The sequence below is a fragment of the Fretibacterium sp. OH1220_COT-178 genome, from assembly GCF_003860125.1.
Classification (GTDB): Bacteria; Synergistota; Synergistia; order Synergistales; family Aminobacteriaceae; genus CAJPSE01.
In genome coordinates, this window is sequence record NZ_RQYL01000005.1 from 93,288 (window position 1) to 109,245 (window position 15,958).

14 protein-coding genes and 1 pseudogene are annotated in these 15,958 nt (G+C 64.8%); 9 read left to right on the plus strand and 6 right to left on the minus strand.

What is annotated here, in order from left to right:
• Nucleotides 1–82 precede the first annotated feature (82 nt).
• From EII26_RS03520 to EII26_RS03550, 7 genes are all read left to right on the plus strand, one after another.
• Nucleotides 83–1,111: an ABC transporter permease gene (locus EII26_RS03520; protein WP_158612131.1), complete on the plus strand. Its 1,029-nt coding sequence runs from the start codon at nucleotides 83–85 to the stop codon at nucleotides 1,109–1,111.
• Between the two features lie 10 nt (nucleotides 1,112–1,121).
• A complete protein-coding gene (locus tag EII26_RS03525) occupies nucleotides 1,122–2,645 on the plus strand; it encodes a sugar ABC transporter ATP-binding protein (protein WP_124887764.1) in 1,524 nt (507 codons plus the stop codon).
• Nucleotides 2,646–2,738: 93 nt separating this feature from the next.
• The gene (locus EII26_RS03530; RefSeq protein WP_124887765.1) at nucleotides 2,739–3,698 is read left to right on the plus strand and encodes an ABC transporter permease; all 960 of its coding nucleotides are present in this window, start codon (nucleotides 2,739–2,741) and stop codon (nucleotides 3,696–3,698) included.
• 68 nt (nucleotides 3,699–3,766) lie between these two features.
• Nucleotides 3,767–4,612: a transketolase gene (locus EII26_RS03535; protein WP_233572583.1), complete on the plus strand. Its 846-nt coding sequence runs from the start codon at nucleotides 3,767–3,769 to the stop codon at nucleotides 4,610–4,612.
• Complete coding sequence (locus EII26_RS03540) at nucleotides 4,602–5,573, plus strand: transketolase family protein (RefSeq protein ID WP_124887767.1); 972 nt, start codon at nucleotides 4,602–4,604, stop codon at nucleotides 5,571–5,573. Before EII26_RS03535 ends, EII26_RS03540 begins: the two co-directional genes overlap by 11 nt.
• Nucleotides 5,574–5,598: 25 nt before the next feature.
• On the plus strand, nucleotides 5,599–7,062 hold the full coding sequence (xylB, locus tag EII26_RS03545; protein ID WP_199735044.1) for a xylulokinase: 1,464 nt from the start codon (nucleotides 5,599–5,601) through the stop codon (nucleotides 7,060–7,062).
• Between the two features lie 272 nt (nucleotides 7,063–7,334).
• Nucleotides 7,335–9,107, plus strand: a complete 1,773-nt coding sequence (locus tag EII26_RS03550; RefSeq protein ID WP_233572592.1) for a DUF2207 family protein — start codon at nucleotides 7,335–7,337, stop codon at nucleotides 9,105–9,107.
• Between the two features lie 119 nt (nucleotides 9,108–9,226).
• Here EII26_RS03550 and EII26_RS03555 read toward each other — a convergent pair whose 3' ends face one another.
• Nucleotides 9,227–10,294, minus strand: coding sequence for a YfcC family protein (locus EII26_RS03555; RefSeq protein WP_124887770.1), 1,068 nt, complete (start codon nucleotides 10,292–10,294; stop codon nucleotides 9,227–9,229).
• Nucleotides 10,295–10,346: 52 nt separating this feature from the next.
• Nucleotides 10,347–10,706: pseudogene (locus tag EII26_RS13660) on the minus strand (hypothetical protein); the annotation flags it as partial.
• Between the two features lie 136 nt (nucleotides 10,707–10,842).
• Between EII26_RS13660 and EII26_RS03565 the strand changes: the two are divergent.
• Both EII26_RS03565 and EII26_RS03570 read left to right on the plus strand, forming a co-directional pair.
• Complete coding sequence (locus EII26_RS03565) at nucleotides 10,843–11,739, plus strand: acetamidase/formamidase family protein (protein WP_199735046.1); 897 nt, start codon at nucleotides 10,843–10,845, stop codon at nucleotides 11,737–11,739.
• Between the two features lie 37 nt (nucleotides 11,740–11,776).
• Nucleotides 11,777–12,688 (plus strand): MBL fold metallo-hydrolase, encoded by a 912-nt coding sequence (locus tag EII26_RS03570; protein WP_124887772.1) that lies wholly within the window; start codon nucleotides 11,777–11,779, stop codon nucleotides 12,686–12,688.
• A gap of 76 nt (nucleotides 12,689–12,764) precedes the next feature.
• Here the strand turns inward: EII26_RS03570 and EII26_RS03575 are convergent, their stop codons facing one another.
• The 4 genes from EII26_RS03575 to EII26_RS03585 all read right to left on the minus strand — a co-directional run bounded on the left by EII26_RS03575 (nucleotide 12,765) and on the right by EII26_RS03585 (nucleotide 15,899).
• The gene (locus tag EII26_RS03575) at nucleotides 12,765–13,055 is read right to left on the minus strand and encodes a hypothetical protein (protein ID WP_124887773.1); all 291 of its coding nucleotides are present in this window, start codon (nucleotides 13,053–13,055) and stop codon (nucleotides 12,765–12,767) included.
• 148 nt (nucleotides 13,056–13,203) lie between these two features.
• Nucleotides 13,204–14,340, minus strand: coding sequence for a DUF4857 domain-containing protein (locus EII26_RS13065; RefSeq protein WP_158612134.1), 1,137 nt, complete (start codon nucleotides 14,338–14,340; stop codon nucleotides 13,204–13,206).
• A complete protein-coding gene (locus EII26_RS13070; protein WP_158612135.1) occupies nucleotides 14,340–15,011 on the minus strand; it encodes a hypothetical protein in 672 nt (223 codons plus the stop codon). The genes EII26_RS13065 and EII26_RS13070 overlap by 1 nt, the downstream gene beginning before the upstream one ends.
• Complete coding sequence (locus EII26_RS03585) at nucleotides 15,012–15,899, minus strand: ABC transporter ATP-binding protein (RefSeq protein WP_124887775.1); 888 nt, start codon at nucleotides 15,897–15,899, stop codon at nucleotides 15,012–15,014.
• Nucleotides 15,900–15,958: the final 59 nt, after the last annotated feature.

The window sequence follows — 15,958 nt, forward strand, 5'->3', positions numbered from 1 at the left end:
TTCGGCTTTCGCGCAATAGCAACACGATCCTTGGGGGGACCTTCTGCGGATGGTCCCCCTTTTCCATAAGGAGATTTTTTGCATGAGAGAGGAATCCATTTGCAAGGCCCCGCAGGCGAAGACGATCGCGGAGGAGTTCGTCGACAGGATCAACGCGGAGCGGAGGCGCGAACACCTGGTGAGGACGGCGCCGCTGATCGTCCTGATCGCTTTGGCCCTCCTGGGCTCCGTCTTCGTGGAGGGGTTCTTTGGCCTGGCCAATCTGAGAAACCTTCTGAACCAGTCCTCCATCCCTCTGGTTCTGGTGACCGGTTTGGCCTTCGTTATCCTGGTCGGGAGCATCGATCTCTCGATCGAGGGGGTGATGGGCTTTTCGGGCTCCATCGTCACCCTGATGGTCGCGAACTCCAAGAACGCCATGGACCTCGGTTTCTGGGCGATCCCCATCACGATCGCCGCGGGGACGCTCTTCGGCGCTCTCAGCGGCCTTCTGCACGTAAAGCTCCGCATCCCCTCCTTTATCGTCACCTTCGGCATGGGGAGCGTGGCCACCGGACTGGGGGTCCTGTCCTACCGGGGGATGCCCGCGACGGTGACCGACCCCCTCTTCGCCTCCATCGCACAGGGCTCGTTCCTGCACATTCCCTACCTGAACTGGATCGCCCTTCTCGTCTTCGGAGCGGGGTGCTTCCTGCAGAACTCCACGGCCTTCGGCAGGGCGGTCTATGCGATCGGGGACAACGAGGCGGTGGCCCGCTCCAACGGAATCCGTGTCGATCGGGTGAAGATCGAGGCTTTTGCCTGGTGCGCCTGCTGTGCCGCCATTGCGGGGGTGCTCGGCGCCATTCGCCTGAATCGGGGCGAGGTGATCATCGGCAAGGACAACCTCTTCACGACCATCACGGCTCTGGTCGTCGGCGGGGTCTCCCTCGCGGGGGGCAGCGGCGGCATGTTCCGCGCGCTGGTCGGGGTCGTCATCGTCACCGTCATCCAGAACTGCATGATCCTGATCGGAGTGGACCCCTACAAACAGGAGGCCATCAAGGGCGTGATCATCATCCTTGCGGTAGCCCTCAGCGTCTCGCGGGGACGCAGGGTCGTCGTCAAATAGGGGAACGGAGATGGACGAGAAGATTCTGTTTCGGGCGGAGGGAATCGCCAAGCGCTACGGCCCCAATACGGTGTTGAAGGACATCGACCTCGATATCCGGCCGGGAGAGGTGATGGGGCTGATCGGGGAGAACGGGGCGGGGAAGTCCACGCTGCTGCGGATCCTCGCCGGGGTGGAGGCCGCCGACGAGGGGAGCATGACCCTTCGCGGGCGGCCCTTCCGGTGCCGCAACATGATCGAGGCCAACCGCATGGGGGTGGGCATGGTCTTCCAGGAGCAGTCCCTGGTCCGCAACCTGACCGTCGCTCAGAATATGTATCTGGGGCGGGAGGATGCCTTCCGCGAGCGGGGCTTCATCCGCTGGTCCAGGATGAACCGTGCCGCGGGGGAGGCCCTTCGCGAGATGGGGCTGGATTCGGTCGACCCGATGCGGCCGGTCATGGACCTGAGCTTCGCCCAGCGCCAGATGGTGGAGATCGCCAAGGTGTTCAATGCCGTCGCCGGCGCGGGCGGCCGTGCGCTCATCCTTCTGGACGAGCCGACCTCCGTGCTGAACGAGCGGGAGGTCGAACAGCTCTTCCTGGAGGTCCGCCGCCTGCGCGACGCGGGAAACTCCGTGGTCTTCGTCTCCCATCGTCTCGACGAGGTCCTCGAGATCTCGGACCGCATCTATGTCATGAAGGACGGCCGGCGGGCCGACTGCCTGCCCCGTTCCGCCGCCGATGCCGCGCTCCTGTACGAGAAGATGGTCGGACGGGAGACGACGGATCGGTATTTCAGGACGCACCTCCAGACGATCCCCGGAGAAAAGGTTCTGCTGGAGGTGGAGGGGCTGTCGCTGAAGGGCGTGTTCCGCGACGTCTCCTTCCGGCTCCATGAGGGCGAGGTCCTGGGGATCTGCGGCGTTGAGGGATCCGGAAAGGAGGCCCTCTGCGACGTCCTCGTGGGCGATGTCGGACCCAGCTCCGGGAGCATCGCGATCGGGGGCGTGCCTTGTCGGCTCGGGTCGCCGCGTCAGGCATTGCGCAGGGGCGTCCTGGCCATCCCCAAGGAGCGCCGCGTCGAGGGGATGGTCGACATCATGAGCGTCTCCGACAACATCGTGCTCTCGAACCTCGGGGCGGTCAGCCGCTATGGGGTGATCTCCGAGCGGAGGCGCCGTTCGGTCGCCGGGGAATGGGTGAACAAGCTCCGGATCAAATGTTCGGGGATCTTCGAGCGCATGGGCCGTCTCAGCGGCGGGAACGCTCAGAAGGTCGTCTTCGCCCGGGCCATGTTGAGCGGGGCCCGAATCCTGATCCTGAACCATCCGACCCGCGGGGTGGACGTGGGGTCCAAGGAGGAGATCTACGAGCTGATCCGGGAGATGACGGCTCGGAGGATCGCCGTCATCCTGTTGGGGGATACCCTGGACGAGTGCATAGGGCTTTCGAGCCGCATCCTGGTCATGAAGGACGGGCTCGTCAGCCGCAGCTTCGACAGCCCTGCGGATGCAAAACCCTCTCAGGTCGAGATCGTACGCTGTATGATGTAGGGGCTTCGCCCTCTCCGCGGGCTCTCGCCGCGGGGGCGGGGCGAGAAGGGTCTTCCGCTCGTCCCGTTTTTTGAAACTAGGAGGCATCGGAGTATGTCCGTCTCTCGAAATCGCGTTCTGCTCTTCCTGAGCCGGTACCTCGGGATCCTGGGGGTGGTCGGCGTGACCTCCGCTTTCACCTGGATCAACCCTCACTTTCTGGGGCCGCTCAACGTAAGGAACATCCTTACGGATACCGCCCCTCTGCTGTTGATGTCCGCGGGCGTGACCCTCGTGCTGCTGCTGGGGTCGATCGACCTCTCCACGGGGTCGCTCTGCACTCTGACCTGCGTGATCACGGGGCTTTACATCGGAGACTACGGCAACGTCGTCATCCCGGCGATGGTCCTGGTCGGGCTGGCCGCGGGGATGGTGAACGGGCTGCTGTTCACGCGGCTCAAGGTGCCGTCCTTCATCGTCACGCTGTGCACTTCGGCCGTGTGGCAGTGCTTCGCGCTCCTGATCTCGGGAGGCGCCCCGAAGGGCATACCGATCCCCGCATGGCCGCGCATTGCCTGGACCAAAACGTTGGTGCTCGGGATGCCCATCCTCTTCGTCCTTTCCCTTCTCGTCCTTCTGGGGCTTCACTTTGTCGAGCGCAGGACCGTGCTGGGGCGTGAGATCTTCGCCGTCGGCGCGAACGAGCCCGCCGCCCGAAAGATGGGCCTGAACCTCGAGCGGGCGAAGCTCTTCGCCTTCATGGCCAGTGGGGTGGGGAGCGCCCTCGCGGGCGTGCTCTACGCCATCAAGCTCAAAAGCAGTCTGCCGACCATCGGGCTGACCCTGAATCTTCTGGCCATCGCGTCGGTCGTATTGGGCGGAACCGCCCTGACCGGCGGGAGGGGGGGCGTCCACAGGACCCTCATCGGCGTCGTGCTGGTCATCCTCATTCAGAACGGGTTGAACGTCGTGGGGGTCGATGCCTTCTGGCAGCAGATCGTCTTTGGCGCCCTCATCATCGTTGCCATCAACCTGAACGCGGACAAGTCCGGCTCGGATGTCATCGTCAAATAGCCGGAACGCGGAGCGGACGCTGCAACACCATACTCGCAAGACCATATTCGATCGAGGGGAGAATGCCCGTGAACGTTTGCCGAACCCGGATCCTCGCCGAGAGGATCCGATTGGAAAGCATGAGGTGCATGGCCTCCGAGGGCTGCGGACACGTCGGCGGCGTGCTGTCGGCGGCCGAGCTGGCGGCCGTGCTGTACGAGGATGTCCTGACCTGTTTCCCGTCCGACCCCGGCCGCATGGACCGGGACCGGGTGGTGCTGTCGAAGGGGCACTGCGGCCCGGTCCTCTATGCCGCACTGGCCCTCAAGGGATTTTTCCCGCTCGGGGAGCTCACGACCCTGAACAGGAACGGCACCCGGCTGCCCAGCCACTGCAATTGCCTCGATACGCCCGGAATCGACATCAGCACCGGTTCCTTGGGCCAGGGGGCCTCCCTGGCCGCCGGGATCGCCCTGGGAATGCGCCTGAAGGGGCTGTCGCGGTACACCTATCTGATCCTGGGCGACGGGGAGTGCGACGAGGGGCAGGTCTGGGAGGCGGCCCTGTTCGCCGCCCATTTCAAGCTGGGCAACCTGGTGGCCTTCATCGATCGGAACCGCCAGCAGCTGGACGGCTATACCTGCGACGTCATGGACGTCGGGGACCTGGAGGAAAAATTCCGGGCGTTCGGGTGGCACGCCCGGACGGTCGACGGGCACGATGTCCGGGCCATTTACGATGCGGTGGGGGCGGCCAAGGGTGAGGCCCGTCCCTCCGCGATCGTTCTGGAGACGGTGAAGGGCAAGGGGTGGAGCGTCTCGGAGGGCAGGCCGAACGTCCATCATCTGAAGATAAGCGAGGAGCAGTTTGCGCTTGCCGAGAGGGAGATCTCGGCGAGGATCGGCGAAATCGAGGCGAACGACGATGGCGTATAGATTGGGAGAGGGGCCCCTGGAGCTCAGGGATGCGTTGGTGGAGGAGCTGTGCCGTCTTTCCGGCGAGGACGAGAGCGTCGTGGTCCTGGACGCGGACCTCTCGCGGTCCTCGGGGCTGTTCCGGTATCGGGAGCGGTTCCCCGACCGTTTTTTCAACTGCGGGGTGCAGGAGGCCAACATGATGGGCGTGGCGGGCGGGCTGTCCTCCATGGGTTTCGTCCCCGTCGTGCACTCCTTCGCCTCCTTCGCCTCCAGACGCGCAACGGATCAGGTCTTCGTCTCCTGCCTCTATTCGCGGCAGAACGTCAAGATCATCGGGAGCGACCCGGGGATCTGCAACGCCGCAAACGGAGGCACGCACCTTGCCTACGAGGATCTGGGCATCATGGGCAGCCTCCCGGGGATGCAGATCGTCGACTTCACGGACGCGGTCATGATCCGCGACGTGCTTCCCCAGATCCTCTCCGCTCCGGGGACCTTTTACATGCGGCTTTTCCGCAAGACCAAGGTGCAGGTCTACCTTGAGGGGGAGCGCTTCACGCTGGGACGGGCCAAACGGGTACGGGAGGGAAGGGACCTGACCCTCATCGCGGCCGGGGCCGTCTCGATCCCCGAGGCCCTGGCCGCGGCGGAGCTCCTCTCCTCCCGGGGGATCGAGGCCGAGGTGGTGGACATGTTCACGCTCAAGCCGCTGGATCGGGAGTGCGTGATCCGGCAGGCCGAGAGGACGGGGGCGTTGATGACGGTGGACAACCACAACGCGCTCAACGGCCTGGGGGCTGCCGTCGCCGACGTGATCGCCCGGGAACGCCTGAACGTCCCCTTCGTGACATTGGGGATCCCCGACACCTGCGGGGAGGTGGGCACGGTGGACTACCTCAAGGCGAAGTACGGCATCGACAGGCAGAGCATCGTCGAAGCGGCCGAGCGGCTGATGCGGATGAAGGCCGGTCAGAGGTAGGCGGGGGTTTGCGATGCGGGCCCTCATGGGTATAGACGTCGGAACCTCGAGCGTGCGGTCGCTGATTCTGGATCCCCGGGGGCGGATTCTCTCGGTCTGTCGGGAGGAATACCGCTTCGATATCCCGGAGATCGGATGGGCGGAGCAGGATCCGGAGGTGTGGTGGCACGCCGTTTGCCGCACGGCGCGCCGGGCCGTCGGCCAGGCCGGGCTGGGCGGAGGGGAGATCGGGGCCGTCGGTTTTTCCGGGCAGATGCACGGCCTGGTTCCGGTGACCCGGTCCGGAGAGCCCGTGAGAAGGGCGATCATCTGGTGCGATCAGCGCTCTGCGGAACAGGTTCGGGCCATTCGGGAATCCCTCGGGGCCGCGCTGGGGCGGTACACCTGCAATACGGTCAACACGGGATCCCTGGTCGCCTCCCTGAAATGGATGCAGGAGAACGAACGGGAGAACTACGCCCGGACCTTTGCCGTCCTGTTGCCCAAGGACTACGTCCGCTTCCGGATGACGGGGCGGATTTCCACGGACTGGACGGACGCCGCGGGGACCCTGGCCTTCGACGTGGCCCGGGGATGCTGGTCCGAGGAATTTTTAGGGCGACTGGGCCTGCATGTGGAGCTCTTCCCGGAGGTCCTCGCCCCCTCGGATGTGGCGGGGCCCCTCGCCCCTGCGGCCGCCGAGGCGATGGGGCTGTCCACGGACTGCCTGGTCGTTCATGGCGGGGCCGACCAGGTGATGCAGGCCCTGGGGAACGGGATTTTGGAGCCCGGCGTCGCCTCGGTGACCATCGGGACGGGGGGGCAGGTCCTGAGCCTCCTGACGGAGCCTCGGTACGATCCGGGGCTGAGCTCCCACACGTTCAATTATCTGGCCCGTGGGCAATGGTATTTCATGGGGGCGACCCTGTGTGCCGGCCTGTCCCTGCGCTGGCTGAGGGACCATGTCCTGTCGGGGCTCTCCTACGGGGACATGGCCGCGCTTGCCGCCGAAGTTCCGCCCGGGAGCGAGGGGCTCGTCTACCTGCCCTATCTCCTCGGGGAGAGGACGCCCCACATGGACCCCGGTGCCCGGGGAATGTTTTTCGGGCTCTCCATGAAGCACGAGAGGGGCCATCTGATCCGCGCCGCGATGGAGGGGGTGGTCTATTCTCTCAAGGAGTGCTTCGCCGTCCTGGAGGCCCTGGGGATCCGGGTCCGTGAGGTCGTCGCCTCTGGAGGGGGAAGCAGGAGCCCCCTCTGGCTTCAGCTGCAGGCCGACATCCTGAACAAGGAGATCTACCTCTCCGATATGTCGGAACAGGCCTCGCTGGGGGCAGCCATCAACGCGGGGGTCGGCGTGGGGTGTTTCGATTCGTATTCCTCGGCCTGCAGGGGAATCGTCACGCGGTCGCCGAACCCCTACGTCCCGGATCCGGAGAACGCGGCGCGCTACGGGGAGGGGTTCGAGCGCTACAAAGCGCTTTATCGCAACACTCGGGAGCTGATGTAGGCGGCGTCGGGCCCCGGCGAGCTGCACCGCCCGAGGGCCTCGCCACACCGTCTTGCCGGGGATGGATTGAACGGGGACGAGGGACAGGAGGTTTTCCTATGAACAAAATCGGCATCCATTACGCCTATCGGGGCGCTGTTCACTCCGGAATACACCTTGCCGGGCTCTCTCAACCTCCTTTTCAATCGACGGAAGGTCAACGACCTGAAAGGGGCTCACGCGTCATGGGGCCGTCTTCGGGGCGGCGCATTTGGGGCGGGTTTCCGTTGGCCGTGGTGCTTTATCTCGCCGTCATGTCCTTCGTTCCGCACGCGGAGGGCTCCATCGTTTATGCCCTGGACGTGAACGTGACCCTCGACCGCGACGGTACCGCGCACTTCACGCAGCGGTGGGACGCCGAGCTCTCGGCCGGCGGGACGGAGTTCCTTCTGGCCCTCGATCCCGATGTGAAGGTGACCGATTTCTCCGTTGCGGACGAGTGGGGGCGCGTGTTCGAGAATGAGGGCAGGCGGTGGAATCCGCAGCGCAGCGCCGCGGAAAAGGAGGGGCGCTGCGGGGTCGTTCGGGGCGCGCGCGGCCTGGAGCTGCGCTGGGGACGTGCGGCGTCGGGGCGGCGCGTCTGCTACGTCTCCTGGACGGTCCCGGGCTTGGTCAAGGCCTATGACGACGCCGACGGCTTCCTGGTGCGCTTCCTCGACCGTGGGACGGACCCCATGCCTCGTCGGGTCCAGGTCCGTATCCGGCGGGCCGACGGCCCCCTCGCGGAGGGACAGGCCGAGGTCCGCACGCACGGCTTTCGGGGCGTCGCCCAGCTGGTGAGCGGCACCGTCGTCGTGCGAAGCTCGCAGCCGCTGAAGGAGGATAACTACATCGCCGTGAAGCTGCGCCTCCCCAAGGGGGTGCTTCACCCGCACGAGGTCCTGTCGGGCCGTTTCGAGTATGTGCGGGACTCCGGCCGGGCAGGACGGGATGCGGACGGGGAGTCCCTCGTGCGTTTGGCGTCCGTCTGCGGCCGCCTCTCGAAGTTTTCCGATTACCTGCAGTGGATTCTTGCGCTCGGCTTCCTCGCCGTGGTGTTTCTTCGCATCTCGGCGTCGCGGTCGCCCTCCAGGATGCTGCGGGTGTCGCCCGCCTTCTTCGAGGAGCTGGAGGACCGGCCCTACTTCGGCTCGATCCCCTGCGGCGGGGACCTGGCCGCCGCCTTCTACGGCCTGTCCGCCGTTCCCCGTGCCTCCGTCCTTCGGAAGCTCTTCTCCTCCAGCCTGTTCAATTGGATGCAGCCTCACGTCGTCTCCCACGACCACAAGAGGTTGACGGACCTGATCCGCGCCTATGTGCTGCGCTGGTTTCGGGACGGGATCCTCCTGCCCTCGTCCTCGACCCTGCCGATCGTCGAGGACGAGAGGGGGCTCCGCTCCGAGCCCGAGAGAAAACTGATGGAGCTGCTCAAGGCGTTCCGCAGGCTCAAGGATGCGGAGGCCGGGACCAGGGTCCCCCTCGATCTGTCGCTCTCCTCCGCCTTCGACGCCCTGGTCCGTCGCGACAAGGACATCGATGCGAGGAGGCGCGATTTCGCCGAGGAGGGGCGCCGTCAGGCGCTGAAAATGATGTTCGAGGATTGGCGGCGCAGCGTGGAGGACGCGGGGTTCGAATACTTTCTGTCGAACGGCGGGATCGTGCAGCGGAACCGGCTGCTGCGTCGGGGACGCGCGGCGCCCTCGGAGCCCCGGGCGACTCGCCGGGGGCTCGAGATGCTGCGCCAGCTGCGGGGATTCCGGAATTACCTCGAGGATTTCACCCTGATCAACGAGCGCCGGGCCGTCGAGGTGGAGCTGTGGGACGAGTACCTGGTCTTCGCCGTGCTCTACGGCATCGGCGACCGGGTGGAGGGGGAGCTGCGCGCCCTCTGTTCCGACCTCCCCGAGGCGATGGGCTTTTCGTTCCCGGGCCTGCTGGGGAACGGGACCCTGCTGCTGGAGGCCTCCTATCTTTCTCAGCTCCTCTACTCCGCATCCGGCACGCCCGACGGGATCCCCCGGCTCTGAGCGCGTTTATTTCGGTCGTCCATGCCGGCAGTCTGCCGTGCGCCACATACGCGACTGCCGGGCTTTTGAAAGTCTCAAAAGCCCGACATCTGCTATACGATCGATTGGTAACTCGGAGGTCAGTTCCAGCCGATGGCCTGGAGAATCGTCAGGGCCACGCTGGCCAGGACGGTCTGGAGCAGGAGCAGCGGGAGGAACCACTTGAGGTACTTCTGGTAGGGGATGCCCGCGAGGGCCAGCGCGCTCATCAGGATTCCGGAGGTCGGGTAGAGGCAGTTGGAGAACCCGTCCCCGAACTGGAACGCCTGGACGGCCACCTGGCGGGTGATCCCCGCGAGGTCCGCCAAAGGCACCATCAGGGGCATGACGACCACGGCCTGGCCGGACCCGGAGTTGACGAAGAAGTTGATGATCGTGTTGGCGTAGAACATCAGGTTGGCCCCCACGATGGGGCCGTAGTGGGAAATGGGCTCCGACAGGTAATGGACGATGGTGTCGATGATCTTGCCGTCCACCATCACGACGGAGATGGCGCGCGACATGCCGATGACGAAGGCGCCGACGATGAGAGTCGCACAGCCCTTGACGAACGCGTCCGCCGTGCCGTCCACCCCCAGGCCGCCCACAAGGCCGATCAGCAGGGCCATGCCCAGAAAGACGGCGGAGTAGTCCGGGACGCCCCAGCCCCAGCTGACGGATCCCCAGACGATGGCCCCGAACCCCACCACCGTGATCAGGGCGCAGCAGATCTGTCGCCAGTTCATGGAGCGAAGTTCGGCATCCTCCATTCCGTTCGTTGCGGGAAGGATTTCGCTCTCCTCATAAACCAGGCTTCTGGTTGGGTCGCGCTTCACCTTTCTGGCGTAGAGGGCGACAAAAGCGTAGGTCAGCAGCAGGTTGACGGCGTGGAAAAGAACCCGGACCCAGAGTCCGGAGAACTGCGGGATCTGCGCGACGTTCTGGGCGATCCCGATGGAAAAGACGTTGCCCCACCCGACGTTGAAGCCGGCGAAGGCGCCGAGGTAGACCATGCCGAGCCCGACGACGCTGTCGTAGCCGAGCCCGCGCGCCAGCAGGATGGCCAGCGGCATCAGGGCCAGCACGTTGTTCGCGAAAGCGCCCACGGCCCCGCCCACCGACATCAGAAGCATCACCGCGAAGATGGCCAGATGCTCCCTGCCCTGCATTTTTCTGACTGAAGCGCTGGAAGAGGACGTGCACCGTTCCCGTCTTCTCCAGAATGTGGATGGCCGCGCCGCAGAAGAGCACCATGAAGACCATGGCGGCCGAGTCCTGGAATCCCTTGACCAGAGCGGGCGCCACCTTCCAGACCTGCTGGGGGGCCGGCGGCACGGCGTGGTAGGAGCCTGGAACGACGCGGTTCTGCGTTCCCAGCTCCGTCTTGACGACCTCGCGGTTGTACTCTCCGGCGGGGATCACCCAAGTGAAGCCGATCATGATCAGAATCATGATCAACAGAAACGCCAGGACGTGCGGCATCTTGAAGCGCTTGAGGGTGGGCGCGGCTTTCGTCTCGTTCATGGTGGAACCTCCTTGGGGTAATGAGATAGGAATTGAATATGCGTCCGAGTTTATCATGAAAGATACGTTTTGTGGCTTTTACCAGATAAAATGAACCATAGTTTCTTTTGCTTCGTCTCCTACGGTCGTTACGGTGGGGAAGCTGATAGAATGGAACGGGGGAATCCCCGCAATCGACGAGGAGGTGCTCTTAGTGAGAATCGCAGCCAAGGATCACGTGTTCGCCCTGTCGTCCGCGCATGCTCCGGCGGCCGAGGTGGAGTCGGGGAGCGTCGTCACCTTCGAGACCATGGACTGCTTCGCCAACGGCCTTGCCTGTGCGGACCAGCTCTTCAGCTCGATTGACTGGAACGAGATCAACCCTGCCACGGGCCCTCTGGCCGTGAGAGGGGCCCTGCCCGGGGACGTCCTGAAGGTGGAGATCCTGGACATTCGGTTGGCGGAGCAGGGGGTCATGGTGACGGTCCCGGGCTTCGGCGTCCTGGATCGAGAGATGGTCCGCGAGACCACGAAGATCGTCCGGGTCGAGGGTGGAAAGGCGGTTCTGAACGACCGCATCGAGCTTCCGGTCGCCCCGATGATCGGGGTGATCGGCGTCGCCCCGAAGGGGGACCCCATCGTGACGGGGACGCCCGGCGACCATGGCGGCAACATGGACTGCAAGAGGATCGTGAAGGGCGCCAGCCTCTACCTTCCGGTGAACGTCCCCGGCGCGCTGCTGGCCCTGGGGGACCTGCACGCCGTCATGGGGGACGGCGAGATCGTCGTCTGCGGCGTCGAGATCGCCGGCGAGGTCGACGTCCGGGTCTCGGTCCTGAAGGGCGCCGTGCTGCCGACGCCCTTCCTGGCCGAGGGGGGCCGCCTGATGACCATCGCCTCGGCCGAGACGCTGGACGAGGCGGCGGCCGAGGCCACGCGAAGGATGCACCGTTTTCTGCTGGAGCGTCTGGGCATCGAGTCGCACGAGGCGGGGATGCTGCTCTCCGCGGCGGCGGACCTGAGGGTGTGCCAGGTCGTCGATCCCCTGAAGACCGCGCGCGTGGAGCTGCCCGCCTGGATCGCGGAGCGTTACGGCTTCCGGTTGGACTAGCGTCCCGGCCTCCGGGGAGCTTGAGGGGGGACGAGGGATGAAGCTGGAACTGAGACGGCTGGGGCCGAGCACCTGGTACGTTCCCGGCCGCGTCAATGTCGGCTATTACGAGGAGGAGGGGCGGGGATACCTGATCGACTCCGGGCTGGACGACGACCAGGGGCGCAGGCTCCTGAACCTGATCCGGTCGGAGCGCGGCGTGCCGCTGCGTGCGATCGTCAACACCCACTCGAACGCGGACCACGTGGGGGCCAACGCCTTCATCCAGGGGCGCACGGGCTGCGAGGTCTGGGCGACCCGCATCGAGGCGGCGCTGACGGAGTGCACCACCCTGGAGCCCCTGTTTTTGTGGGGGGCGTTCCCGTTCCCGCAGATTCGGGACAAGTTCGTCGAGGCCAAACCGTCCCGTGCGGCGTTCATCGGGAACTCGGGCCCCATCCGCGACACGCGGCTCTCGGCCGTGCCGCTCCCGGGGCATTTTCTGGACATGATCGGCGTTCGGACCCCGGACGACGTGCTGTTCCTGGCGGACGCGCTGTTCGACCCCGCGGTCCTGAACAAATATCGCTTCATGGTGATGTTGGACGTGCGGCGCGGCCGCGAGACCCTGGAGTGGCTGGAGCGCGAGCCGGCCGCCTGGTACGTGCCCTGCCACGCCCCGGCCTCGCAGGACATCCGCGAGCTGGTGCGGCGGAACCGGGAGGCGCTGGACTGGGTGGCCGATGCGGTCTGGACGGCCCTGGAGTCCCCTTCGAGCCGGGAGGACGTGCTGGCCCGGCTGGCCGTGGAGAACGGGTTGTCGATGGACGCCTCCCACCTGCTCCTGAACCTGTGCTGCGTCGGGGCGCACCTGACGGCGCTGGCGGAGGCGGGACGGGCCGAGCCGCACGTGGAGGGCGGCCGCCTGCTCTGGCGGAGGACGGAGCGTCCACGGGCCGCGTCCGCGTAATGCCGCGGGATCTCAGGCCGATTGCGGGGGTGCTCCGAAATGGCGCCCTCGCGGTCGGCCCGTTCGAATCCCCGTCCTACTGCTTGATGTTACGCGAGGTTATCTTGACGACATGGCCGGGGCCCGCATCGAAGACCACCACGAACTCCCCGCGGGGCTTGTCGAAGGTGAACTCGCTGTCCTCGTTCATCTTGCCCTGAATCACCACCCTGCCCTTTTCGTCCTCGACCCTCAGCTCCACCCCGGCGGCGGAGGACCCGTCGGAAAAGCCTCCCTCGCAGGAGATCGTCCCGTCCCCATTGTCCCAGCACATGCAGACGGGCGTGTGAGCCCAGGCTGCGGATCCGAACAGGACGGCGCCGAGCATGCATAATGTGGACAAGGCCCTCGTTCCAATGATCCCTTTCATCATTTCCATCCTTTCTCCATATAAATGTTCCCGATGATCGGCACGGATGAAGTCGTGCGCCGGGCGGCTTCCCCGTGCGTCTGCGCTTGCCCCGCAGGCCGACGCGTCAGCGCCATGGCATCAGTAGACTCACGGATGAGGCCCTCTCGCCCTCCGTCCCCACGATGAACCGGAAGGGAAAGAGCACGCGTGACACCCTTTTGGCGAGCGTGTCCTCGGCGCGGGACATGCGGTGCCGGAAGGAGCGAACCGGAACGTAATCCGCGGTCATGGCGATGCCGAAGATCGTCTCCTCGTCGGAATAGACGGCCACCCGATAGAGGGGATTCACAATGAGCTTGAAGTCCATCGTCCTGAAATCGTACCCCTCGAGCGGCAGAGGGACCGTCCGATACCGCTCGCACAGCAGGACGTGCAGTGCGCCCGAACCGTCCAGAAGCAACCCATAATACTCTCCCCGAGTGCTCTCCGACAGGGCGATATGGCGGGTTTTTAGCTCTCTCGGGATGGGGGTTTGCACGACGACGGCGTCGCCCCGTCTCCTTTTCACGTGAAAGACCGAGTATTCCGCGTCCACCATGAAGAACCCCTCATCAACCGGCTTCAGGATGCTGGTGTTCGCGTGGACGGAGCGCGCCGGAAAGACGAACCCCGCTTCCGAAAGCGCGCCGGTGAACGTGCGGGTCAGGTCCGGTACGGGCGCGTTGGTGTCCGTCCCTATGAACTGCATCTCCGAGGCGGTCATCCTGAAGGCGTCGTCCGGCAGGACAAGCCGGGCCCCGTCGGGCTGGGAGTCCATAAGGAAGTGCAGGGCAGGCGGAGCGTCCGCGATCTCGCGGCTGCGGAGCTCCGTAACCTGGCGTTCCCGCTTCATCTCGGCGCGGTCGAAGACGCGTCCTTCGAGGGTGAGGGGCAGAAGGCCCCAGAGCTCCATGTTTTTGTAATAGATGAAGGGCAGGCTCTTCTCGAAGTCCACGCGGGAAAACCACGCTCCGTCCTCGTCCCGGTAGGCGATCTCCGCATGATGGTCCTCGGCCATGGCCCTGGCCTCATCGGGAATGGGCCCGACGATGCTCTCCCTGTAGACGAAGCGCTTCTTCACGGGGCTGAAGAGCAGGTGCGTCCGTTCGACCTCTGGCACGAAGATCCTGTCGTAAAGCCGGGGCACGTACAGGAAAAAAACTAAGAAGGCCAGGAGAACCGTGGCGGCCGTGCTGAGTGCGCGCATTGGAGCCCGGAACATCAGGCGACCCTCCGATACCGGAACCGGTAAGCCGGCAGCAGGACTGCAAACAGCATAAGGACCAGGATCCCGCTTCCCCAGAGCAGAACGTGGCCTCCTCGGCCCGGGGGAATGTCGAAGAGGAAAAAGTTCGTCAGCCCTGCGCCCAACAGGAGGTCGAACAGCTTCAATCGGTAGTCGGGCTCGAAAAACACCTGCGTCGCCCCCAGGTAGGCGGCGAACCCTCCCATGGCCCAGGGGGCCGAGGTTATCACGGCCAGCGAGACTGCCTCCGATGGGAAATAGACCCGAGTCAGAGCGGCAAGCACGGCCAGGTCCACTCCCGTCAGGATCAGCAGAGCCATGGCCCCCGCGAGGACATGGGCAAAGATCACCGTATGGGGTTTGACGGGAAGATGCAGTGACAGGCGCAGCTTTTGTCCTGCCGTCTCGGAGAGGTACTGCACGCAGGAGATCACGATGCCCGAGACCAGGAAGGCGTATTTGAGTCCGCCGTAGTAGACCTCCCTGAGGTAAAAGATCTTGAACCATACCTCCTCGGAGTGGTCGAGGACAAAAAGTCTGCGGGTCTCCACGCAGATCCAGCCCATCAGCCCCAGGTGCAGCAAAAGCAGGACGAGCCCGTGGAAGCGCAGCTTGATGTATTCCTTCATCAAAACGGCCCGAATCATTCAGTACCTCCCCGTATAGCCGATAAAGGCGTCCTCGAGGCTCATGGGACATTCTTGGAGGGACGCCGGATCGAACCCCTGGCGGGCCAGGGCCTCGCGGACGGCGGGAAAATCGGTGAAGCTGAAGACATCGGCAAACCCCCGATGCCGTTCGACGTTCTCGATGATTCCGCCGGGAGATGGTGCCTGGGCTTCCTCCCGGAGCTCCAGGCGATAGCAGCGAAACTTCCTTCGAAAATCGGCCATCGAGGTCACCAGATGGTCGCCTCCCCTCTTGAGGAACAGGACCTCGTTCACGAAGTCCTCCATGTCCTGAATGACGTGAGATGTCAGGAATACCGTTCGCCGGCTCTGCCCCAGGTACTCCCTGAGATAGTCCAGAAACAGCCTGCGGTACCCCGCGTCCAGGCCCATGGAGTAGTCGTCCAGGATCAACAGGTCGGGCTCCTGGGCCATCAGCAGGCCCAGAACCACCTGCGACTTCTGCCCGCAGGACATGTTCCGGATCCTGTGCGTGTGCGGCAGCCCCAGGATCTCGATCAACGCAAAAAAATGCTCCGCGTTCCATCGGGGATAAAAGGACGCATAAAAGCGTTCGATCTGCGCGATGGTCAGGAAGTCGTAGCAGAGGTAGCCCTCGAAGAGCAGGCCGATCCGCGAGCGTGCGGACGGGCTCAGGGCGTGGGAGTCCTCCCCGAAGACGCGGCAGGTGCCTCCGAAGGGCCTGAGGAACCCCATCAGAATGCTGATGAGCGTCGTCTTGCCGACGCCGTTCTTGCCCAGCAGAGCAAAGACCTGCCCCGGCGCCACGCCGAAGCTCAGGCTCCTGTAGAGGCATCGTTCGCCGTAATAATGACAAAGTTCATCGACCTGTATGATATTCTCCATTTTGCCTCCTTCTTTTCGGCTGGAGAGGTTGCCCGATTCCCGCGGCCGGGGCGTCCCGT

What these genes read in the sequence shown, in the direction of transcription:
- EII26_RS03520 (WP_158612131.1), top strand. Translation starts at nt 83, where the DNA reads ATGAGAGAGGAATCCATTTGCAAGGCCCCGCAGGCGAAGACGATCGCG.
- EII26_RS03525 (WP_124887764.1), top strand. Translation starts at nt 1,122, where the DNA reads ATGGACGAGAAGATTCTGTTTCGGGCGGAGGGAATCGCCAAGCGCTAC.
- EII26_RS03530 (WP_124887765.1), top strand. Translation starts at nt 2,739, where the DNA reads ATGTCCGTCTCTCGAAATCGCGTTCTGCTCTTCCTGAGCCGGTACCTC.
- EII26_RS03540 (WP_124887767.1), top strand. Translation starts at nt 4,602, where the DNA reads ATGGCGTATAGATTGGGAGAGGGGCCCCTGGAGCTCAGGGATGCGTTG.
- xylB (WP_199735044.1), top strand. Translation starts at nt 5,599, where the DNA reads ATGGGTATAGACGTCGGAACCTCGAGCGTGCGGTCGCTGATTCTGGAT.
- EII26_RS03555 (WP_124887770.1), bottom strand. Translation starts at nt 10,294, where the DNA reads ATGCAGGGCAGGGAGCATCTGGCCATCTTCGCGGTGATGCTTCTGATG.
- EII26_RS03570 (WP_124887772.1), top strand. Translation starts at nt 11,777, where the DNA reads ATGAAGCTGGAACTGAGACGGCTGGGGCCGAGCACCTGGTACGTTCCC.
- EII26_RS03575 (WP_124887773.1), bottom strand. Translation starts at nt 13,055, where the DNA reads ATGCTCGGCGCCGTCCTGTTCGGATCCGCAGCCTGGGCTCACACGCCC.
- EII26_RS13065 (WP_158612134.1), bottom strand. Translation starts at nt 14,340, where the DNA reads ATGTTCCGGGCTCCAATGCGCGCACTCAGCACGGCCGCCACGGTTCTC.
- EII26_RS13070 (WP_158612135.1), bottom strand. Translation starts at nt 15,011, where the DNA reads ATGATTCGGGCCGTTTTGATGAAGGAATACATCAAGCTGCGCTTCCAC.
- EII26_RS03585 (WP_124887775.1), bottom strand. Translation starts at nt 15,899, where the DNA reads ATGGAGAATATCATACAGGTCGATGAACTTTGTCATTATTACGGCGAA.